Source organism: Brevundimonas sp. AVps5, from assembly GCF_058681515.1.
On record NZ_CM178740.1, the window covers coordinates 1,882,437 to 1,904,710 of the forward strand.

Here is a 22,274-nt window from a genome sequence, read left to right on the forward strand (position 1 = left end):
CTCCACCAATCCGTTCCGCTACTTCGACAGCTCGGCGTGGCGCTGTCAGGGCAACTTGGCCGAGTCCAAAGCCGCCTGTTCCACCGCCATTCAGGCGGTGCTGTCAGGGCAATTTTTGCTGGCTCTATGTGGAGCCATGCGACGCTTTGCTGGTTGGCAAGAAGCCTTGTAAATTCTGTGACAAGCCGCTTCCCCAGAGTGGCTTCGCACTCGCCTAAAAGATGCGAGACTCAACCTAGGTCACCGATTGTGGCTTTGAACCTGACAGCACCCGACCGCCATGACCGCCGGGCTATCCGCCTCAAGCAGCAAGCGGCGGCGTGCCTCGAGGCCCTCGTCCCGGGCATGGGCCGAAGGAGTCGCAGCAAGCAGAACGGCCGTGATGAGAAAAAGGCGGCGCATGGGTGGGTGCAGGCCATCAGGCGAGAAGCCGACGTTTTCGGGGGCTCGTGAACGGTTAGGATGCTCTTTCTAAAGTTGGGGCCTAAGCCGTCCTTATCCGCCCCGACTGATCGGGTCGCCTTTGAGGATTTCGACCATGACCGACGCCAAAAAGACCACCAAAACCGCACCGAAAACCACGACTGCAGATCCTGACATCGCCCGCAACATCTGGCTTGCCGGCGTCGGCGCCTACGGCCGCATGTTCACCGAGACCCAGGGCGCCGTCAAAAAGCTGGCCTCTGGCGCCAACGAGGCGTTTGACCAGCTGGTCGCCCAGGGTGAACAGGTCGAAGACACTGTGCGCGAGGCCATCTCCAAGTCGCCCCAGGGCGAGAAGGTGGTCAGCATGGTCGGGACCGCGACAGCCAAGGTCCAGGGGTTCCGTGAGGAACAGCGCGCTTCGCTGGATGCTCGCATCGGCAAGGTTCGCAAGACCGTTTCCGAGGCTCTCGCCCCGCTGAATATGACCGCCCTGGCTCAGGCGGTGGAGAAGCTGTCGGCTCAGGTCGAGAGCCTGACCGAAGAAGTCTCCGCGCTGAAGTCTGAAAAGACTGACGGAGCCGCCAGGAAGGCGACCGAGAAGGCCGACGCGGCCTAGGCCCGCCCGGTCAATCCCGCCGGAAGAAGCATGATCTGGGCTGCCGCACGCGCCAGGCGTTCGCGCGGCGGCCCGGTATCACCTTCCAGCTCCAGTTCGATGGCGTGGAAGTTGATTCCGGTGACCATCAGACGGGACAGTCCGTCGATGGCTTCGGGGGATCCGGCTATCACCCCGGCGGCTTCGAGTGTCTGCAGCATGAGTCGCAAAGCATCGCGCTCTGCGGCAGCTATGCGGCGGACGCGCGCTGCGAGCTCGGGATTCCCGAGCACAAGCCCCCCGGCCTCCCGGTAGAGGAAGCGCGCGTCCCACGCCTCCTCGACGAGAATATGAACGTGCGTCCAGAGCGTTTCCAGGGTCGCTCCGTCGGCCTGGCACGCGTGCAAGGCCGCTTCCAGGACAAGCTCGACTTCGCTCTGATAAGCGGCGCTAAGCGCGGAGAGGATCTCGGGCTTGCCTTTGAAGTGATAGTATAGGTGTCCTGGGCTGATCCCCATGGCGGACGCGATATCGACAGCTGAAAGAGCGCCAACTCCCTCGGTATTGAACAGAAACAGCGCTGTTTCGAGGATTTTATCCTTGGTGCTCACGGGGTTTGTCTGGATCGCGACATCGTCGTTGACACCGTGCAGGAACACCAGAGGATGAACCGATCAATCGGCTTCGCGAACGAAAGCCGTTGTATCTACATTTGATCTGGGAGGATCAGCGATGTCAAAGGCAGGGATCACGCTCGAGGGTGATGGGCCTGAGAATACCGTAGCGCTGAACCCCTTGCTGGGTTTGGCGCGCGAGGATCTCATCGGCGCCGTCGGCGTAATGCTGCGCGAGACAGCCACACGGCCCGTCAAGACGCTCAAGCACATGAAGAAGCTTGGCGACGAGGTCGTGAAGATCGTCTCCAATCAATCCGAGCTCGCCCCTGAATCCAAGGACAAGCGGTTTCTCGATCCGGCCTTCCGCTACAATCCGTTCTACAAGGCGGGCATGCAGTATTACCTCGCGGTCCGTAAGGGCGTCGGCGAGTGGATGGAGGAGCTGGATTTCGACGAGACAGAGCGCGCGCGCGCCAGTTTCGTTGCCGGGATGATCCTGGACTCCATCGCCCCCACCAACTCTCTGCTGGGGAACCCGTCCGCGATCAAGAAAGCGTTCGACACCAGTGGCGGGTCGCTGATCCGCGGGCTGAAGAACGCCTACGATGATATCGCAAACAACGACGGAATCGTCAGCCAGGTAGACAAACGCCCCTTCAAGGTGGGCGACAACATCGCCAACTCGCCGGGTGCGGTCGTGCATCGGACCGAGATGATGGAGCTGATCCAGTACGCTCCGGCGACGGCGCAGGTGCATGCCACACCCTTCCTGATGATCCCGCCCCAGATCAACAAGGCCTATGTGAATGACCTCTCGCCGGACAAGAGCATTATCCGTTACCTGGCCGCCGGCGGCATCCAGCCCTTCATGGTCAGCTGGCGCAACCCGACCGCAGAGCATGCCGACTGGGGGCTGGAGGATTACGTCCAGTCGCTGATCGAAGCGATCGACGTGATCTGCGAAATCACCAAATCCAGGACGGTGAACGTGTCTGGCGCCTGCTCGGGCGGCATCACCACCGCGGTCCTGCTGAGCAAGCTGGCCGCCGAGGGCAACAAGCGGATCAACTCCGCCAGCCTCATGGTCTGCGTCCTCGACCCGCAGCGTAACGACAGCGAAACGGGCGCACTGATATCCGAGCATGGGATCGAGCTCGCGAGGCGGCGTTCCGCCAAGGCCGGCATTCTCGAAGGCTCATCGCTTTCGCGCACCTTTGCATGGCTGCGGCCGAATGACCTGATCTGGAACTATGTCATCAACAACTATCTGCACGGGGAAGACCCGCCGGCTTTTGACGTGCTCTTCTGGAACAACGATTCGACCAACCTGACCGCGACACTGCATTCGGACTATCTGCGCATCTTCGAAAAACAGCCTTTTGCGAACCCCGGGACCATCGCTATCGCCGGGCACAAAGTCGACCTCTCCAAAGTGACCCAGGACTGTTTCATTGTCGCCGGCGTCACTGATCACATCACGCCCTGGAAGGCCTGCTACCGGGTCGCCGGACTGCTCGGTTCACCCAACGTCGAGTTCGTCCTCTCCCAGTCCGGGCATATTCAGGCCATGTTGAACCCGCCGGGAAATCCGAAAGCGAAATACTTCAAGAGCGACAACCGTCCCCCTGCCGACGTCGATGAATGGCTCTCGTCCCACGCCCGTGAACACGCCGGGACGTGGTGGCCGTACTGGCTTCAATGGCTCCAGGACCGGTCCGGCGCGTTGAAATCCAAACCGAAGTCCCTCGGTTCCCGGGCAAACCCGGCCGGCGACCCGGCGCCGGGCCTGTACGTTCACGATTGAAAGCCACTGTGTCCATGTCCACCATCGAGCGCACAGCCACGCGGGAACCCAAGGTCGAAATCCATCGCGCGGGGGGCAGGAAGCTGCGCGTGGCAATATGGTCCGGGACACCTCAGCCTGGCCGGGACCCCGGGCGACCGATCCTGTTCTTCAACGGCATCGGGGCGAATATCGAGCTGATAAGTCCGCTGGCCGACTGGCTGCCGGACAGAGACATAATCACGTTCGACATGCCGGGGATCGGAGGATCGCCTCCGCCACGGCTGCCCTACCGCCCGTGGACGATGGCGCTGCACGCCGCAAGGCTGCTCGACAAGCTCGGTTATGACCAGGTCGACGTCATGGGCGTATCATGGGGCGGAGGGCTCGCACAGCAGTTCGCCTTCCAACACCCCAGGCGCGTCGGCAAACTGATCCTGGCGGCAACGGCTGCCGGGATTGTCATGGTGCCGGGCAACCTCAAGGTGCTGGCGAAAATGGCCAACCCGCGGCGCTACATCGACGCGGACTATATGCTTGCGAACTTCGCCACGCTGTACAGCGAGAGTACGGACGCGGAAGCGCACGTCGCCCGCCTCAAGGCTCCCACCAAGCTTGGCTATCTTTACCAGCTCGGCGCCATGGCTGGCTGGACGAGCGCGCCCTTTCTCCCTTTCCTGAAGCAGAAAACGCTTATCCTGATGGGCGCGGATGACCGCATCGTGCCACCCGTCAACGGCAAGATCATGGGCGCGCTCATTCCGAACGCCCGTCTTGAAATCGTGCCTGGCGGACACCTCTTCCTGGTGACGCAGCCGAGGTCGACGATCCCCTTGATAAAGGCTTTCCTGGAAGAGACGGATATTGTCGAAAAGGCGCTGCGGGGCGCTGTCAGGAAAACTTCCGTCGGTTGAGAAGCCCCTGCCCCGGTAGGCGCTGTCAGGGAGCCTGGGTCTGTCAGGCTAACTTCGCCTCGTCGAAAGTCCCCGACCCCGCCCAACATTCACGCAACCGCCGCCGCCCATGCGGCATCAGCATCGGCGCGGAAGCGGCGAAGGGTGGGTCTGCTGACTAGATGGCGTTGGATATTGAAGACCTTGTAGATCGCTGCGTGGGTGCTGGCAGTCTAACGCAAACTTCTCTCCAGTCTGGCCGATAGGCGAGGAGGCGGAGTGAGCCCGATCAGTTTCAATTGTCACCGGTTCCCGACAACGGTCATCCTGAAGGCGGTGCAATGGTATGTCCGCTTCACGCTCGGCATCCGCGACGTTGAGGAGTTGATGGCGGAGCGCGGGATCGAGGTCAGCCGTGAGGCGATCCGCTGCTGGGTGATCAAGTTTGGACCATTGATCGCAGCGAACCTGCGTCGGAACCGGCCATCGCCGACAGGCCGCTGGCACCTCGATGAGGTCGTCGTGAAGATCGGTGGCCGGCGGATGTATCTGTGGCAGGCAGTGGATGACGAAGGCGAGGTGCTCGACGTTCTGGTGCAGAAGCGCCGGAACAAGCAGGCCGCCTTGAAGCTCCTGCGCCGACTGCTCCGCAACACCGGGATCCATCCGGAGGCCATCGTCACGGTTAAGCTGGCTTCATACCGGGCGGCGATGAAGGTGCTTGGTCTCCAGGCCCGTCACCGTCCTGGCGGGATGCGGGAGAACAATCGCGCAGAGAACTCGTACCTCGTGATCCGACGACGAGAACGCAAACAGCAGAAGTTCAAGTCGCAAGGCTCAGCCCAGCGCTTCCTCTCCAGCCACGGTCCGAACTACAACACCTTCAATCTGCAACCCCATCTGATCTCCCGAGCCGGCCTTCGCACCCTGCGAGGGCAGGCAAACGACGTCTGGTCGGCGGCGACCCGGGCCGCCTGAAGCGGGAACGGGAGGGGCGTTTTCGGCTCGGCCGACTCAACGTGTCAGTGCGTCCATGCGCCCTGCATAAGGATGCCCGCCATCGGTCAGCGTCACCTTGAGAGGCGACCTTGTCTCGCCGTCGGCGGATGCGGTGCGGGCCTCGCCCGTCTGTTCCAGTCCCATCGATCCCTCCTGGTTCCACCGGGGTGTCGTCAGGTTAAACCCACAATTGGTGCCGTCGGTCGATTGTTTGTGTCCGGAGGGCGAGTTGTTCAGGTCTATCGACCGCCCCCCTCTGCGGAGTTTCCTCGCCTTTCGCCCGATTTGGCGCGCCTGAACTGGGCCTGACAAGGAGCTGCGAATCCTGTCCCGACAACACCCCTCGGCGGTGCCCTTTCACCCAGCCGACAGGATCAGACCCCTGGAACGCCGAGGCCGCGGGCAGCTTCCGCAAGGCGCACCTTTTCGGCGTTGTTGTCGGCGAACGCGGCCTGGGCGGAGGCGTAGGCGCGTGCTGCGGCCGGAGCATCGCCCAGCACCATCCGCGCCCGCATCAAGCGGACCCAACCCTCGGCGTCCCGCGGCTGGGTCCGAAGTCTGGCCTCCAGGCTTTCGACCATCCCCAGCACCATGGCGTCGCGATCGGCCGGTGCCATCCCGGCCGCCGCCGCGACCTGATCGGCGTCCGGTCCCGGCGAAGCCCCGGCGGACGTCACGGGCGTGAGCCGGCCAGAGATGTCGATCCCACGTTCCCGGGCCACGTCCTCGACGAACCGTCTCACCTCGCCCGCCCACGGCGCGTCGGGCGGGGCGGAGTTGACGATGGCGATCCAGTCGGCCATCGCGCCGTCGCGATCCCCGGACTGGTCCTTCAGCACTGCCAGGAAGTAGCGCGCCCGAGGTTCGGTCGGATCGATCGCGGTCGCGGCGCCGAATGCGGCGGCGGCGGCCGGGGTGACCTGACCGCCGGCGGCCTGAACCAGAGCCTCGCCCTGGGCCGAGGGATATCCGGCGTCGGTCGGGTCCAGTTCGGCGGCCCGGCCATAGGCCTGAGCAGACTCCGGGAAACGCCCGGTCTGAAAATAGGACCAACCCAGGAGGCGCCAGCTCTCGACGTCGCGATCGTCGCGCTGAACAGCAGCTTCCAGCTGGGCGACCATGGCGGTCACATCACCGCCCGGATGGGCGGCGTCGACGGCTCCCGGTAGGGATGAGGACCCGGCCGGCCGGTTGGCACCGGGCACGCCAGGGTTTCCCATGAAGGCGTAGAGCAGCGTCGCACTGAGCGCCACGACTGCCGCGAGACCGAGGGCGAGACGCAGTGTCGTCTTGTCACCGAGCGGACGTCCAAGGGGCTCCGCGTCTCGCGCTTCGGCCAGAATGCGGCGCTCGATCTCGACGCGCAGCCGCATGGCATCGGCCTCGGCCACGACGCCCGACACGACCTGGACATCCAGCTCCGCCAGCTGGTCCTTCAGGATGCTGACGGGTGTCGCTCCGGTCTCCACCCGCCGCCTCGGTCGGATCAGCGGGATCACCAGACCGACCGCCGCGACCGAGACCAGCACCGTCAGCACGATCCAGAGAGTCACAGTTGGTCTTCCTTCAGGAGGGCGTTCAGCCGTTTTCGTTCAGCGGCGGCCAGAGGCGCGGGCTCGACCTCGGCCTCGGCCGGCGACGCGCGGCCGCGCCAATAAGAGACCACGCCCGCGCCGCCCAGCACGAGGACCAGGAACGGACCCAGCCAGAGCAGGATCGTGCCGGCGTCCAATGCGGGCTTAAGCAGGACATAGTCGCCGTACCGGCTGACCAGATAGGCCTTGACCTCGGCGTCCGTGTCGCCGGCCAGCAGGCGTTCGCGCACCAGAACGCGCAGGTCGCCGGCGAGCGGGGCGTCGGATTCGTCGATGGTCTGGTTCTGGCAGACCACACAGCGAAGTTCCTGACTGATCTGACGGGCACGCGCCTCCAGCGCCGGGTCAGACAACTGCTCTTCGGGCAGGACGGCCCATGTCGGGCCGGCGACCAGCATCAGGATCAGGATCGCCAGCAAACGCTTCATGGCTCGGCCCTGAGTTCAGCCATCAGCGGTGCCAGGGTGTCGTTCCAGACCCCGTCCGTGATCGGGCCTACATGGCGGTAGCGGACCCGACCGTGCCGATCGATGACAAAGGTCTCGGGCGCGCCCGTCACACCCAGGTCGATTCCGGTACGGCCGGTCGGGTCATGGCCGACGCGGTCGTAGGGATCGCCGAACTCCGCCAGCCAGAGAGCGCCAGCCTGCTCGCCATCTCTCCAGTTGAGCCCTTGCAGGGGCTCGCCCTGGCGCGCCAGCCGCATCAGCATCGGATGCTCGACCCGGCACGATACGCACCAGGAGGCGAAGATGTTCAGGAGCGTCGGCTCGCCCCGGAGGTCGGTCGAGGCGAGGGCCCGCCCTGCGGTGCGTCCGGGCGCGTTTGCCAGATCGAACGGCGGCAGGGGCCTGTCTATCAGCATCGAAGGCAGGATCGACGGATCGCTGCGCAGCCCCAGACCCAGCGTCGCGGCAATCAACAGGAAGCCGATCACCGGCCCGGCGAAGGCGATTGCGCGAAGGGACAGCCGCTTCATGTGGGCACGCTCGCGGGCGCCGCGGCGACCACCGGCGCCCTGGTGGGAGCTCCGAGACGCAGGCGGCGGTCAGACAGGGACACCGCCCCGCCGAGCGCCATCAGCACCGCGCCGCCCCAGATCCACCCTACGAAGGGATGGTTCCACAATCGTACGATCACCGCACCAGTCTCGTCCCGCTCACCGATCGAGATGTAAAGGTTACCCAGGACGGTCCCGCCGATCCCTGCCTCTGTCGTCTGGTCCTGGCTGGAGGGGTAGAAGCGGCGTTCGGAGGTCAACCCGGTCGGGCCGATCCCGCCGGCGATCCGGAAGGTCGCGCGGTCGGCCTGATAGTTGGGACCGAGCACGGGCTGGAGGCTGTCCAATGTCACGACCCGCCCCGAGAATGTCGTCGAGGCCCCGGGTTTCATCCGCAGCACCGCGTCCTCACCGAAGGCGGACATCGCGCTGACGCCCACGGCGGTCACGCCGATGCCGAGATGGGCCAGTGCGACGGCCCAGACGGCGAGCGGCGTGGTTCGCACGAGCGTCAGTGTCGCGCGGGACGACCGCTCGCCGATCTTCCAGCGCCGCAGCAGGACCAGGGCCGAGGCGGCGACCAGCCAGACGCCGAGTGCAATGCCAACGGCCGCGAGTGCCTTGCCCAGGCCGAACACGGCCATTCCGACGACAAGGGCGAGCCCCCCCAGCCCCAGCGGCCAGCGCAGGCGGCGAACCAACTCGGCAGCCCGATCCCGCTTCCAGTTCATCAGCGGCCCGAAACCCATGATGACCAGCAGGGGCAGCCAGAGAGGCACGAAGGTCAGGGCATAGTAGGGCGGTCCGACCGAGATCGTCCGGCTCTCGATCACGTCCATGAAGACCGGATAGAAGGTGCCGAGAAACACCGTCACCGTCGCGGCCACCAGGAACAGGTTGTTCAGGGTGATGCCTGCCTCCTTCGAGACCGGCGAGAACAGGGCCCCGGTCCGCATGGCCGGCGCGCGCCATGCGTAAAGCGCCAACGCCGAGCCTGTCGCGATGACCGTGAAGGCCAGCACATAGGCTCCTCGGGCTGCGTCGACCGCGAAGGCGTGAACGCTGGTCAGCACCCCCGAGCGCACCAGGAAGGTTCCGATCAGGCTGAGCGAGAACGTCAGAATGGCCAGCAGGAGGGTCCAGCTGATCAAGGCTCCGCGTTTTTCCAGGACGAGAGCGCTGTGGAGCAGAGCCGTACCCAGCAGCCAGGGCATCAAGGAGGCGTTCTCGACCGGATCCCAGAACCACCAGCCGCCCCAGCCGAGTTCATAATATGCCCAGTGACTGCCCAGGGCGATGCCGAGCGTCAGCGACATCCAGGCCAGAAGCACCCACGGCCGCACCCAGCGCGCCCAGGCCGCATCGACGCGACCCTCGATCAGGGCCGCGCAGGCAAAGGCGAACGCCATCGAGAAGCCGACATAGCCGAGATAGAGCAGCGGCGGGTGCGTAATCAGGCCCGGGTCCTGCAGCAGCGGATTGAGCTCAGTCCCTTCCAGAGCGGCCGGCACCAGCCGTTCGAACGGGTTGGACGTGAACAGGCTGAAGCCCAGAAAGGCGACGCCCAACATTCCTTGCACAGCGAGAACCCGTGACCGGAACGTTTCGCGCAAACTTCCTCCGAACAGCACCAGCGCCCCTCCGTGCAGCGCCAGGATCAGGGTCCAGAGTACCAGCGATCCCTCGTGGCTGCCCCAGGTGGCGGCGATCCGGTACGGCAGCGGCTGGGTCGAATGGCTGTGCTGGGCGACCAGGGCAACCGAAAAGTCGAGAGTCACATAGGCCCAGGCGACCGCCGCGAAGGCCAGGGTGACGAAGGCCGTCTGCAGCAACGCGGCCATCCGCGTCAGCGCCATCAGGGCACCGTCGCCCCGCCATGCCCCCCAAAGACCGACGCCGGACTGAACCACGGAAAGTACGAACGCCAGGATGAGCGCGAGACAACCGATTTCAGCGCTCATGATCCCGGTCGCCCCTCTCGCTCCGCGAGCGTATACGTTATGCCGAACCGGCGTTATGGGTAAAGCTTCCGCAACGCCGCGCGGGGGAGTGCGGCCGGCGAGGGAATTATGGGGGCTGTCCACAAGGTCGCCATCCTGGGGTCTGGGCCCGCAGGGCTGAGCGCCGCCGCGCGGGCGGCTGCGCGTGGCATGGATCATGTCCTGCTGGAGAAGACCGACCGCCTCTCGGACACCATCTTCCGCTACCAGCGCGGCAAACACATCATGGCGACGCCGACCCAGCTGGTGCTGCGTTCGGACATCGGGTTCGAGGCAGGGCGAAGGGAGGTCATCCTTGATCGCTGGAACGAAGAGACCGGGTCACACGGCGTCAATGTCCGTTACAACGCCGAGGCCGTCGCGATCACGGGCCAGAAGGGCGATTTCCACATCGAACTGGCCGATGGCGAGACGCTGCGGGCCGAGACCGTGGTTCTGGCCATCGGCACCCAGGGCAATCCCAATCGGCTGACCATTCCCGGCGCCGACCTGCCCCGCGTTCAATACTCGCTGGATGACCCGAACGAATACGTCGACGAGCACATCGTCGTCGTCGGGGGCGGCGACGCCGGAATCGAGAATGCGCTGGGTCTGATCGCGGACAGCGAACAGGGGAACGCGGTCACCCTGCTCAACAAGTCCGTGGACTTCGCCCGCGCCAAGGAAGCCAACGTCAAATGGCTGATGGCGGCGCGGGACGCGGGGCGGATCACCATCATGGCCGGGGCGTCTCCGACATCCCTGACGACCGGTTTCATGACTGTGGAGACGCTCGAGGGGCCGACGACGATTCGCTGGGATCGGGTCATCGCCCGGATGGGCTCTGCCCCGCCGCGCAAGTTCGTCGAGGCCATGGGCGTCGCCTTCACCAGCGCGGATCGCGAGGCCTTCCCGTCGTTGGGCCCGACCTTCGAGAGCACCGTGCCGGGCGTCTATGTCATCGGCGCCCTGGCCGGCTATCCCCTGATCAAGCACTGCATGAATCAGGGCTACGATGTCATCGAGTTCATCGCTGGAAACGCGGCGCTGAAGCCTGCTGACGAACCGATCCTCGAAGCGCGTCTGAAAGGGCTGCCGGGCGGCCGATCTGTGGCGGATTGGCTGGAGTTCCTTCGGACGCGAATCGAAGTCCTGAACGGCCTTTCCGCCCTGCAGATGCGCGAATTCCTGCTCGATTCCGAGGTCCGCGCCTACCGACCCGATGAGATCATCTTCCAGCGGAACTCCATCGGATCCTCGATGTTCGGGATCGCCGACGGCTCGGTCAAGGTCGAGGTCAATCCCAAGCGACGCAGCGAAACCGTGGCCATCGGCCAGGGCTCGATCTTCGGCGAGGTCGGGCTGATCTCGGGCAGGCGACGCGGGGCCACGATCCGGGCAGCGGAGCCGACTATCGTGCTGGAAATGTCGCGCAACGCAGCCCTGCGCCTGATGGCCCAGAACAAGGAGGCCCGGGACGCGATCAACCGCATCACGACCGAACGGCAGATCCTGCAGATCTTCGGTTCCGGCCTGACCCGCGACGATGTCGCCGATGTGCTGTCGGACGCCGAGTTGATGCAGGTTGCAGTGGACGTGCCGATCATCACCGAGGGCGAGGACGGCTACGACATCTTCATCGTCCGCTCGGGCAGTATGGTGGTGGAGAAACAGATCGGCGGGAAGCCGGTGTTCCTGTCCTATCTGCCCGCCGGTTCCTACGTCGGCGAGATGGCGCTGATCGACGGCGGGCGACGCAGCGCCACGGTGAAGGCCGCGATCCGGTCCGAAGTCGTCAGGCTGGACGGCGACCGCTTCCGCGCCCTGCTGGGGCGCAAGCCCGAGCTGGCGGAGAAGATGCGCACCGATATGGCGGCGCGCCGTCAGGTCAACAGCTATATCGAGGACCAGAAGCACCGGTTCAGCGGCGTGGTCGACATGTACTCCTCGGTCGCCGACTTCCTGGTCGACCAGGGCATCGGCGAGGCCACCGACGTCCTGCTGATCGACGAGAAACTGTGCGTCGGCTGCGACAATTGCGAAAAGGCCTGCGCCGACATCCACGACGGCCTGTCGCGGCTGGATCGAGAGGCGGGACGTACCTATGCCCACCTGCACGTGCCGACCTCGTGCCGACACTGCGAGCATCCCTATTGCATGACCGACTGCCCGCCGAACGCGATCCATCGCGGGCCGGACGGGGAGGTCTTCATCGACGAGACCTGCATCGGCTGCGGCAACTGCCAGCGCTACTGCCCCTATGGCGTCATCCGGATGGACTGGCCCCCACCGCCGCGTCCCGGCCTTCTGCCCTGGATGCTCTTCGGCACAGGACCCGGCCCCGGCGAACCCGACGCCCAATGGAAGGCCAGGGCAAAGAAGAAGCATGGAGAGGCCCCCAAGGTCGCGATCAAATGCGACATGTGCGCGGGCAAGGACGGCGGCCCGGCCTGTGTGCGCGCCTGCCCGACGGGCGCGGCGATCCGGGTTTCACCCGAGAACTTCCTGACCGTTACCCGGCTGAAAGAGCGCGACTAGGTGGCCGCCGCTGCGCCCCGTTCCGGTCGTCGGTCCGACGCCACGGCGCATGTCGGTTTCCTGCGCCACGCCGGGTTCAGGTGGGCCTGGGTGGCGCTGATCCTCAGCCTGGTCGCGACCGCGGGCTATTTCCTGGCCGATGTGAAGCCCCGGCCCAATGGCGGGACCTGGTACGGCTACACGCTGGGAACGATCGGGGCCCTGTTGATCGTCTGGCTGACGCTGCTGGGCATCCGCAAGCGCGCCATCACCGCCGGCTCCTGGTCGCTGAAGGCCTGGGTTTCAGCCCATGTCTATCTGGGGCTGGCGCTGGTCGTCATCGCGACGCTCCACACGGGGCTTCAGTTCGGCTGGAACGTCCACACCCTCGCCTACGCCCTGATGATGCTGGTGGTGATTTCGGGCCTCTATGGCGTGCTGGTCTATACCGTCCTGCCGAGGCGACTCAGTTCGAACCGGCGCGAGACCACGCAGAAACAGATGGTCGAAGCCATCGCCGCCCTGGACCGACAGTTGAGCGATGCAGCTCAGGGCTTGACCGAAACCCAGGCCGCAGCCGTCCGTCTGTCGATCGGGCACAGCCGGGTCGGCGGAGGCTTCCTGCGCCGGCTCAGCACCCGCCCCGGCGACTGCGGCACACGTCGCGCACGAAAGAACCTGAAGCGGCTGAAGTCCGGGGCGACCGATGTGGAACGCGACGCGCTCGACATTGTCGGCGCGCTTCTGGAACGCAAGTCGGCCGCCCTGTTCCAGCTGCGCCGGCACCTTCAGACCCGGACCCTCCTGGCAGTCTGGCTGGGCGTGCATGTGCCGGCCTCGATCGCCCTGCTGATGGCGCTGACCGCGCACATCCTCAGCGTCTTCATCTACTGGTGAGGCGCGGATGACCTTTATCCTTCGCCAGATCAGTCGACGCGCCACGGGCGGGGAGATCATCCGCCAGCGGGATCTGGCCGACGAGACCATCAGCATCGGCCGGGGCGCGGACTGCGATATCCGGCTTCAGGATCTCGCCGTCAGCCTGCGCCATGCCACCCTGAGGGCCGAAGGCGATGGACGGGTCCAGGTCGTCGCCGTGGGCGATCAGCCGTTCGGCGTCAACGGCCGGTTCGTCAAGGACGCCCGGCTGAAGGTCGCCGACGGAGCCCGGCTCACCTTCGGAGACCATCAGATCCTTGTGGGCTTGGAGGGCGGTGCGACCGTCCTGACGGTGACGCGGGCCGAGGCCGCCACGACGGCAGGGTCGACCGGGACCGGCGACGCGGAGGGTCTGGCGCCGAACCGACGCTGGCTGGGCAAGCGGAACCTGGCCTGGGCCGGCTTCGTCGCTATCGGCGTCCTGTGCCTGCTCGTCCCCCTGCTCGCCATGAACGGCGGGCTTGACCGCTGGCTGTCGCCCCGGATCGATCCCGACGCCCAGTGGTCGTCCGGACCCCTGTCGATGAGCCATGCCTTCCTGGAGACCGACTGCCAGTCCTGCCACCAGCAGGCGTTCGTTTCAGTGCGCGACGACTCCTGTCTGGCCTGCCATTCCAGCCAGCAGACCCCGGCCATGGTGGTCCAGACCAATGCCCGGATCCGGGCCGCCGGAGGGGCATTGCCGCCTGACCGGATCGCGGACCATGCGGGGCTGCAAAGGCTGGCCTGGAGCGCGCCGCCGCCGTCCGACCTCGGCGGCCGCATCTTCGCCCTGGCGCGCCGCGGCTTCAACAAGCCCGAGCAACGCTGCGCCGCCTGCCACATCGAGCATGTCGGCAATCCTCTGACAGAGGCCCGCGCCGAGACCCCACTGCTTCAGACGGCCCATGCCTGCGTCGCCTGCCACGCAGACCTGGATCGCCGTCTGCCGGACACCGATCTGGTCAACACCCCGAGCTGGATAGGCCACCCGGAGCTGAGACCGACGATCACGACCTGGGCCGGCCCCGGGCCCGCGCGTGTGCAACGAGTGTCGATGGCTTCGCGCCCGCATGAGACGACCGGTCTCGTCTTCCCCCACGCCCTGCACATGTCGCAAACCGGGGGCGTCGCCCGGATGGCCCAGACGCTCAGCCGATACGGTGCGGCCCTTGACTGCGCCTCGTGCCACACGCCCAAACCGGGTGACGACAACTATCAGCCGGTCGAGATGGAGACCGCGTGCGGCTCATGCCACTCGCTTGGGTTCGCGACGAGATCGGGCGTCCGCCAGTTGCCGCATGGTGAGTCGGCGGCCGTGGTCGCCTTCCTGCGCGGGGCCTATGCACGGGGCGAGCCCCTCACCGGTGCTGCCCGGCTCCAGCCCCGCCGTCGACCCGGCGAGCGCACCGGCGCGGCCCTGAGCGCCGCGTCCGGACCCGGCCAGCGTATCCAGCAGACCTTCAGCCAGGGCGGGGCCTGTTTCGATTGCCACACCGTCAACGGGACGCAGATCGCGCCGGTGCACATCGTCGACGCCTACCTCACCCGGGGAACCTTTAACCACCGGGTGCTCCAGCACCGTCAGGACGCGGCGGGCCGTCCGACCTGCACGACCTGCCATGCCGCAGCGAGCTCGACCCGTTCCAGCGACCTGCTGCTGCCCCGCCGGGCCGTCTGCGCCGAGTGCCATGGAGCGGTCCAGTCCGCGACCGTACCAGCCGCCTCGGTCGCCTCGGAGGACTGCGCGACCTGTCACAGCTACCATGCGCCGAGCCGTCCGGCTCCGCGCGACGAGACCCACCAGGCGCTCGCCGGACTGCGTGCGCCGACCGGAGGCCCACCGTCATGACACCGTTGAAGACCCCCGCGCCTGGACGGCCCCGCAAGTCGACCCGGCAGGGCGGCTGGGCCGCGACCATGACAGGACTGGTCCTGACCGCCGTGCTCCTGTCGGTCCACGGCGCTCAGCCGGTGGTTCTCGGCACATTGGGCAATCTGGTGTTCGACACCTATCAGCGGCTCTGGCCCCGGCCCTACGAAGACGCAGGCGTGCGCGTCATCGACATCGATGACGAGACCATCCGCCGCCTCGGCCAGTGGCCTTGGCCACGCACTGATATGGCGCGTCTGACCCAGACCGTCGCGGACGCCGGTGCCGCAGCCATCGCCTATGACATCGTCTTTTCCGAGCCAGACCGGACGTCGCCGGCGCGTGCCGCCGAGATCCTGCGCGCCAATCCCGAGGCTCGCGGCGACTATGCCGAGATCGCCGCCCTGCCCGATCACGACGTCCTGCTCGGCCAGACGGTGTCACTGACGCCCACGATCGTGTCCTATTTCCTGACGGCCGAGGCCAACGCCGTGCGTCCGCCCGTGGTCGCGGGGATCGTCTTTTCCGGCACCCCGCCGCTGGAGGCTCTTCCGACCTTCGCCGGCACGATCAACACCCTGCCAGCGATCGCGTCAGGCGCATCCGGGGCCGGCTTCGTGTCCCGGCTTGGTGACCGGGACGGCGTGATCCGCACGGCGCCGCTGCTGTCGCGACTGGACGATCAGGTTCTTCCGTCCCTGTCACTGGAGGCCCTGCGCGTGGCCCAGGGCGCGGGTTCGGTCCAGGTTCGCAGCACCGACGGCAGCGGAGAGATCGCCGCCGGTCAACAGGGCGTCGTGGCGGTCCGGGTCGGGGACTTCGAAGCCCCGACCACCCGCGGGGGCGAACTGTGGATGCATTTCACCGGCGACGCGCCCGAACGGAGCGTGCCGGCCTGGCGAATCCTGACGGGCGACCTGCCGCCGGAAGAGATGCAGCGGTTGTTCGAAGGCAACATCGTCTTCATTGGCGCGGGCGCCGTGGGCCTGCGCGACCTCGTATCGACACCGATACGAGAGCGCGAACTGGGGGTCGTCGTCCATGCCCAGGCCGCAGAGCAGATGATCCTCGGTCAATATCTGACCCGGCCCGACTGGGCGCTCGGGGTGGAGTGGGTGCTGGTGCTGGTGTTCGGCGTCGCCCTGTCGTTCCTTGCCCCGCGCCTGGGGGCCGTCCGTGGAGGCGCCGTCGCACTCCTGACCCTAGTCGTCACGGCGGCAGGGTCCTGGATCGCCTTCCGCTTCAACGGCCTTCTGCTTGAGCCCACAGCGCCGCTGGCGACGGTCGCGTTCGTCTATACATCGGTGACCTCCCTGTCGTTCTGGCGCGAGGAGCGTAGCCGGGCCTACATCCGAAACGCGTTCGACCGCTACCTGTCCCCTGAACTGGTCGAGCGTATCGCGCGCGATCCCGGCCAACTGGAGCTTGGCGGCGAGGAGCGGGACATGACCGTCCTGTTCAGCGACATCCGCAGCTTCTCCCGCATCTCCGAAAACATGGCGCCGAAACAGCTGATCGACTTTCTGATCGAGCTCCTGACGCCGCTCACAGAAGCCCTGCTGAACCGAAAGGCGACGATCGACAAATACATCGGCGACGCCATCCTGGCCTTCTGGAACGCTCCGCTCGACGACCCGAACCAGTACGAGAATGCCGCCAACGCCGCGCTCGACATGATCCAGGCGATGAAGACCCTGAACGCCCGACAGTCCGGTCTCGTCGGTCCATGGCCCGGCGACGTCGCCATCGGCGTGGGCCTGAACGCCGGCCGCTGCTGCGTCGGCAATATGGGGTCCAGGCAACGACTGGACTATTCGCTGATCGGCGATGCGGTGAACCTCGCCTCGCGGCTGGAGGGCCTGACCAAGGTCTATGGCGTGCCCATCCTGATCGGCGAGACCCTGGCGAGGAATATCCCGACCTTCGCGACCCTGGAGGTCGACCGCGTGCGGGTCGTCGGACGCGATGCGCCGGAAGTCATCTTTGCCCTGATGGGTCGCCCCGAGGATGCGCGGGCCGACGGCTTCCTCGCATTCTCGGCCGCATGGGCCCGGATGCTGAGAGCCTATCGTGATCAGGACTGGGACGGCGCCGAAGGCGCGCTGGGCAATGCGCGATCGGCCGGAGAGCCTTTCGGCGTCGATCGGCTGGTCGCCCTGTTTGAACACCGGATCGCGCATTTCCGCGACCTACCGCCGTCCGACGACTGGGACAGCGTGTATCAGGCTGAAGACAAGTAGAGGCGTCGCGTCCGGAACGCCGGTTGGAACAGGGGAGAGCGTACATGCTGATCGCCCAGATTACGGATATCCATCTCGGGTTCGCCAAGGGCGGCGGGTTCGAGGACAATGCACGACGCCTCAGACGCGTCGTGGCGATGCTGCGGACGCTACAGCCGAGGCCGGACATCCTGCTGGTGACAGGCGACATGTCGGATCACGGTGACGCGGCGTCCTACAAGCGGCTGAAACGCTATCTGGCGCGTTTGCCGATGCCTGTGCATTTCTGCATGGGCAACCACGACGGGCGGCCCACCTTCCTGGAGCAGTATCCGCAGACGCCGACGGCCGACGGCTTCATCCAGTATGTGCTGGACGAGCACCCCCTTCGGATCGTCACGATCGACACGCTGGAGGTGGGCAGGCACGGCGGCGGCTTCTGCGAAACCCGCGCCGCATGGCTCGAAGCCCGGCTGGCCGAGGCACCGGAGCGGCCGACCCTGCTGGTGCTGCACCATCCGCCGGTCGATCACGGCATCACCTGGATGAGCGTCGGTGAGGGCGAGGCCTGGGTGCGTCGGCTGAAGGAGGTGGTCGGACGCCATCCCCAGATCGTCGCCATGGTCTGCGGCCATGTACACCGCCAGATCGTCGCGCCCTTCGCCCATACGACCGTGCGGGTCTGCTCCTCGGTCCAGCCCCAGGTCGTGCTGGACCTGAAGACCATGAACCTGGAAGCGCCCGACGACCGGCCGATGATCGTCGCCGGCCCGCCAGCCTTCGCCCTGCACCAGTGGAACGGCTCGGCCCTGATCAGCCACTATTCGGATACCGAAGAGCAGTCGAAGCTGAAAATCCTCGCCCGCTATACGCCCAGAATGCAGCTGTTCATGAAGCACCTGGCCCATGAGCGGGATAAGGGGCGCGAAGACTAGTTGGGCCGTTCGGCCGCCCGTTCGGCGGGCCACCAGTCTTCCATGCGTATCGCATCCGTCACGCGATAGAAGGTCTGTCGTGCGTTGATGAACAGTCGTTCCATCTCCGAGCGGTTGAACGGGCGCGAGCCGAGACGACCGAAGACGGCGATCTGCTGGCCCGTCTCGTCGACCGCGCGATCCCGGTCCAGTCCCTTCGACAAGGCCAGCGCGGGCGAGGCGGTTCTGGCGAAGGCGATCAGTTCAGGTCGCGGCTCAGGCGAGAAGCCATAGAAGTTCCGCTGGCTCTCCGGGCTGGTGAGTTGCAGCACCTTCATCCCGTTCACCCCGTCGGCGACATAGGCGAACAGGGAGGCGTTGGTGGCACCGACGATGACGTCTTCCGCGTCGTTCAGGGCACCGTCCAGGGTCACGCGCGTCAGCACATGAGGCCGGCGCGGCTGTTCGATGTTGATAATGACCAGCCCGTCGCGCTTGGCCGCGACATACAGATAGGTCCGGGCGGCATAGAGTTTGCGGGCATCGGCCAGAGGAACCACCGCCCCCTCGATCGGCCGGGGATCGCCCAGGTCAGTGATGTCCATCACGCGCACGCCCTGCGCGTCGGTCAAGAACAGATAGCGGAACTGGACCGCGGAGGCCCGGACGTCGGTCAGGCGGACGATACGGGCAAGCCGGGGGTTGAGCGGGTCGTCCAGATCGATCACCACCAACCCGGCGTCTGCCGCGACATAGGCGAAATGGCCGGCCAGTGTGATATGGCGCGCGCCGTCGAGCACGCCTCCAGCATTCCATGTGACCACGCGGCGCAGGTTGTTGTTCCGGGGATCGGCGTCCGCGAGCGTGTCCACATCGACGAGGATCAACCCCTCACGGGCGTCGGTGATCACGGCGTAGTGATAGATCGGGTGGAAGGCCTGCTCCTGGTTTTCGGCGCGCATCAGAGCCGTGTTCCGGCTCGGCGCGATCGGCTGATTGGTGGGCAGGGCCATACAGGTGGCGTCCCGGCTGCGCACCCGCGTCGCCTGACCCAGCGGCGAGACCGGCGCGGTCAGGATGCGGTCCGAGACGCCCTTGTTGGCGATCGAGGCTACGTCATAGACCTGCAGACCCCCCGCACCTTCGGCGACGTAGAGATATTCCCCGCGCAGCTGCAGACACCGGGCCGCACCGGCGGTGGACTGGCGGCTGTTGCTGATCTCCTCCAGCGGCCGGGTCTCGCCCGAGCCCGAGGCGTCGAAGGTTTCGCCCCGCGTCCAGTCGATCAGCTCGCGCCCGTTCCGCTCGACATGAAGACGATAGTAGTCGGGGAAGGCGTAGCGCTGCAGGTAGGAGCCGAATACCGTCTGTGGCTCGTCCCATTCGGTGACCCGCACCGCCTCGACCCCGCGCTCCAGCCCGACCCAGGCGTGCAGGCCGACGAAGTTGACGGTGTTGGTCCCCAGCAGCAGCAGCTGAGCCATGATGGCGTTGTTGTCCTCGGCCTCCGACACATGACAGTCCGTGCAGGTCTTGGTCTCGGTCGTGCGCACCGTGTGCGGGAAGTGCGGCGCAAAGGCCTGGGACGAGAAGCCGGGCGCCGATACCGGCGGCTGCTGCGCATAAATGCGTTCCCGGTTGATATTGGTCGATGACAGCACCAGGGCCGACGACGAGCGGACCGGGGCGATCACCGAACCCCGGCTCGTCTGGTGCCGACCCAGCTGGAACATGTCCTCACGCGCGACCTGGGGATTGTAGGTTGCGAAATTGCGGGTCGTCCCGCCCTCGGCCCGATGGCTTTCGCTCATCCAGTTGGACTCCACCGGCAGGTGGCAGCCACCGCACGAAGGCGTCCAGGAAGTGTGGCAGGTGAAACAGGCCATGTCGTCGTCGGAGTGGGCAAGCTCGTCCGGCGCGACCCCCTGCCCCCACGCCTGGTCGGGCCGCCCGGCGACGGCGCGCGACATCAGCTTGGCTCGCGCGGCCCGAGCGTTGTAGCGGCTGTTCTCCGGGTCGACGGTGTCACGGACCAGTGACACCTCCCACTCCCGCGTCGGATCGACGATGGACCGCTGGACCAGCACCCGGCGGCCGTCCCGCTCCAGCCACTCGAAGCGGCGCTGGCCGTCCGGGTTGCGGATCAGGCTCAGGTCGGTGCCCTCGGGCGGCGCGGCGGGGCCGGAGGTGCGCAGCGTCGGCAGGGCGCGCGCCGTGCCGTGGCAGTCCTTGCAGGAGATTTCCACAGCCGCGGCGACTTCGCCCATGATCAGGCCCGAGCCGTGGCTGTCCTGCGAGAAGTGGCAGTCGGCGCACTGCAGACCCTTCTCGGCGTGGATATCCATCATGTGGACGGTCCGGCCGGGATTGGTCCCCGGCGGCACGAATTCCGGCTCGCCCTCGCGGCGCCAGCGTTCCGGATCATCCGGATCGACGATCGCGCCTTCTGCATCCAGCAGATTGCCCGCCCGATCCCGCTTGAACACGCCCCGGAAGTTCCAGCCATGGCCGTGGTAGTCGGCGAACTGGGTGGTCTCCAGCCCCGGGTTAAGCCCGTAGACCTCGCGCATGAAGTCCAGGTCGCTCCACAGCCCGCGCGGCGCGGCACCCTCGGGATTGCGGTCGTTGACCTCGCGGACCTGTTCCGCGGTCGGATAGCGCTGCTGCTCCGGCCACATCGACGGCGCGTCGGACTCATAGTCCCACATCGTGTAGCCGAGGTAGCTGTTCAGGAACATGTTCGGCTGGTGCATGTGGCAGGTCATGCACTGGGCGGTCGGGATCGCGCGGGTGAAGGCGTGCCGGATGGGATGCCCCGACTGGCCTTGGGGGATGGTCGGATCGACGGTGGCTGTGACCCCGTCCCGCCCGAACTGCTCATAGCCCAGACTGTGTCGCGGCTCGCGGTCGTTGGCATAGACCACGTGGCAGGACGAACAGCCCGACGTCCGATAGTCGCCCGGCTGGTCGTTGGTGCCCATGAACCAGGTGTAGGGGTCGTTCAGCCGCGTCTTGTGGATGTTGAGCACCGGCACAGATATGCGAAGGCCCGTTCCCGGTCCCCGGTTGGACTGGCGAATGTCGGGCCGCCCGGGTTCTTCCAGCCGCTGGAGCAGGCCGGTGGGATTGGGCAGGCCGATTTCGGGGAAGACATTGCCCAGGTTGCGACCGCCGCGCTCGAAGACCCTGAACACATCGCCGGGCGGCGTCACCTGCCAGGTCGGGATGGGATAGAGCGTCGGCAGTGCGCCCCGTGCGGCCTCGGCAGCGGTCACCGTACCCGGTGGATCGCCAGGCGACAGCAGCCGGGCGGGCTCGCCCTCCGGCGTGTAGGCCTCACCGATGATGTAGTTTTTGAACGGCAGGATGCCGTTGTTGTACGAGGCCCCGCCGAAGAACATCGCGCCGGTCGCCATCAGGGACCGTTCGCTGGCCTCGATCAGGGGCATGTGGCAGGCGCCGCAGGACTGACGCGCCACCCGGAAATCGCCCGGGTTCACGAAGCGGATGAACTCGGGTGCCTCCCGGTTCAAAAGGGTATAACCGCGCACCGGATTTGCCGATCCGGAATGGCCCCAGGCGATCGGATAGCGCGGCAGCACGTGGGCCCGGTCGCGCACGGCGGCGTAGACCGGATCGGCCGCCGTCAGGCCCGCGGGGATCCCCGCCGCCGCATCGCCCCCGTGGCAGTCGGTGCAGCCGATGACCACCGCAGGCGAGGCGTGCATGGTCGTTGAATCGACGGGGCTATGGCAGGTGACGCAACCCGCGCTCCTGGCCGCCGCCTGTTCGGGCGTCTGGTCACGCGCCGCCGGCGGCGCGGAGGCATAGACGCGGACAACCGGCGTCTCTTCATCCTCTGAAACAGCCCGGTCGCTGGAAATGGCGAAGGCCAGGGCCGCCAGCCCCCCCACTCCCAACGCCCTGAACCAGCCCCGTGTCATTG

General features: G+C 66.4%; 15 protein-coding genes and 1 pseudogene. 9 read left to right on the forward strand and 7 right to left on the reverse strand.

All coding sequences use genetic code 11. From position 1 onward, the window contains the following. The first annotated feature begins 538 nt into the window (after positions 1-538). Positions 539-1,042 (forward strand): phasin family protein, encoded by a 504-nt coding sequence (locus ACW18A_RS09635; protein WP_492021505.1) that lies wholly within the window; start codon positions 539-541, stop codon positions 1,040-1,042. Here the strand turns inward: ACW18A_RS09635 and ACW18A_RS09640 are convergent. Further along, positions 1,039-1,632: a TetR/AcrR family transcriptional regulator gene (locus ACW18A_RS09640; RefSeq protein ID WP_492021506.1), complete on the reverse strand. Its 594-nt coding sequence runs from the start codon at positions 1,630-1,632 to the stop codon at positions 1,039-1,041. The genes ACW18A_RS09635 and ACW18A_RS09640 overlap by 4 nt on opposite strands. Positions 1,633-1,753: 121 nt before the next feature. On the opposite strand from ACW18A_RS09640, the gene ACW18A_RS09645 reads away from it, so the two are divergent. Together ACW18A_RS09645 and ACW18A_RS09650 are read left to right on the forward strand one after the other, a co-directional pair. Continuing rightward, positions 1,754-3,442 carry an alpha/beta fold hydrolase gene (locus ACW18A_RS09645; RefSeq protein ID WP_492021507.1) on the forward strand — a complete coding sequence of 563 codons (1,689 nt, stop codon included), beginning with the start codon at positions 1,754-1,756 and terminating at the stop codon, positions 3,440-3,442. Positions 3,443-3,456: 14 nt separating this feature from the next. Continuing rightward, positions 3,457-4,335: an alpha/beta fold hydrolase gene (locus ACW18A_RS09650; RefSeq protein WP_492021508.1), complete on the forward strand. Its 879-nt coding sequence runs from the start codon at positions 3,457-3,459 to the stop codon at positions 4,333-4,335. Positions 4,336-4,424: 89 nt separating this feature from the next. On the opposite strand, the pseudogene ACW18A_RS09655 reads toward ACW18A_RS09650, so the two are convergent. Beyond that, positions 4,425-4,541, reverse strand: a pseudogene (locus ACW18A_RS09655) (IS6 family transposase); the annotation flags it as partial. A gap of 52 nt (positions 4,542-4,593) precedes the next feature. On the opposite strand from ACW18A_RS09655, the gene ACW18A_RS09660 reads away from it, so the two are divergent. Next, entirely contained in the window at positions 4,594-5,292 is a 699-nt protein-coding gene (locus tag ACW18A_RS09660; RefSeq protein ID WP_492021509.1) for an IS6 family transposase, read from the forward strand. A 395-nt stretch (positions 5,293-5,687) separates the two neighbouring features. Here ACW18A_RS09660 and ccmI read toward each other — a convergent pair whose 3' ends face one another. The 4 genes from ccmI to ACW18A_RS09680 are packed head-to-tail and all read right to left on the reverse strand — an operon-like array spanning position 5,688 to position 9,869. After that, the gene (gene ccmI, locus ACW18A_RS09665; RefSeq protein ID WP_492021510.1) at positions 5,688-6,866 is read right to left on the reverse strand and encodes a c-type cytochrome biogenesis protein CcmI; all 1,179 of its coding nucleotides are present in this window, start codon (positions 6,864-6,866) and stop codon (positions 5,688-5,690) included. After that, the gene (locus ACW18A_RS09670) at positions 6,863-7,336 is read right to left on the reverse strand and encodes a cytochrome c-type biogenesis protein (protein ID WP_492021511.1); all 474 of its coding nucleotides are present in this window, start codon (positions 7,334-7,336) and stop codon (positions 6,863-6,865) included. Before ACW18A_RS09670 ends, ccmI begins: the two co-directional genes overlap by 4 nt. After that, entirely contained in the window at positions 7,333-7,887 is a 555-nt protein-coding gene (locus ACW18A_RS09675) for a DsbE family thiol:disulfide interchange protein (protein WP_492021512.1), read from the reverse strand. Before ACW18A_RS09675 ends, ACW18A_RS09670 begins: the two co-directional genes overlap by 4 nt. Beyond that, entirely contained in the window at positions 7,884-9,869 is a 1,986-nt protein-coding gene (locus tag ACW18A_RS09680; protein WP_492021513.1) for a heme lyase CcmF/NrfE family subunit, read from the reverse strand. The genes ACW18A_RS09675 and ACW18A_RS09680 overlap by 4 nt, the downstream gene beginning before the upstream one ends. A 108-nt stretch (positions 9,870-9,977) precedes the next feature. Here ACW18A_RS09680 and ACW18A_RS09685 point away from each other — a divergent pair, with 108 nt between their 5' ends. From ACW18A_RS09685 to ACW18A_RS09705, 5 genes are read left to right on the forward strand one after another with little or no spacing between them, the layout of a single operon-like run. Then, positions 9,978-12,425 carry a cyclic nucleotide-binding domain-containing protein gene (locus tag ACW18A_RS09685; protein WP_492021514.1) on the forward strand — a complete coding sequence of 816 codons (2,448 nt, stop codon included), beginning with the start codon at positions 9,978-9,980 and terminating at the stop codon, positions 12,423-12,425. Further along, positions 12,426-13,301 carry a hypothetical protein gene (locus ACW18A_RS09690; protein ID WP_492021515.1) on the forward strand — a complete coding sequence of 292 codons (876 nt, stop codon included), beginning with the start codon at positions 12,426-12,428 and terminating at the stop codon, positions 13,299-13,301. Positions 13,302-13,308: 7 nt separating this feature from the next. Next, on the forward strand, positions 13,309-15,174 hold the full coding sequence (locus ACW18A_RS09695) for an FHA domain-containing protein (RefSeq protein WP_492021516.1): 1,866 nt from the start codon (positions 13,309-13,311) through the stop codon (positions 15,172-15,174). Next, complete coding sequence (locus ACW18A_RS09700; protein WP_492021517.1) at positions 15,171-17,435, forward strand: CHASE2 domain-containing protein; 2,265 nt, start codon at positions 15,171-15,173, stop codon at positions 17,433-17,435. Before ACW18A_RS09695 ends, ACW18A_RS09700 begins: the two co-directional genes overlap by 4 nt. A gap of 44 nt (positions 17,436-17,479) precedes the next feature. Beyond that, positions 17,480-18,349 carry a phosphodiesterase gene (locus tag ACW18A_RS09705; protein ID WP_492021518.1) on the forward strand — a complete coding sequence of 290 codons (870 nt, stop codon included), beginning with the start codon at positions 17,480-17,482 and terminating at the stop codon, positions 18,347-18,349. On the opposite strand, the gene ACW18A_RS09710 is transcribed toward ACW18A_RS09705, so the two are convergent. Beyond that, entirely contained in the window at positions 18,346-22,272 is a 3,927-nt protein-coding gene (locus tag ACW18A_RS09710; protein ID WP_492021519.1) for an LVIVD repeat-containing protein, read from the reverse strand. The two genes, ACW18A_RS09705 and ACW18A_RS09710, sit on opposite strands and share 4 nt — an antisense overlap. Positions 22,273-22,274 lie beyond the last annotated feature (2 nt).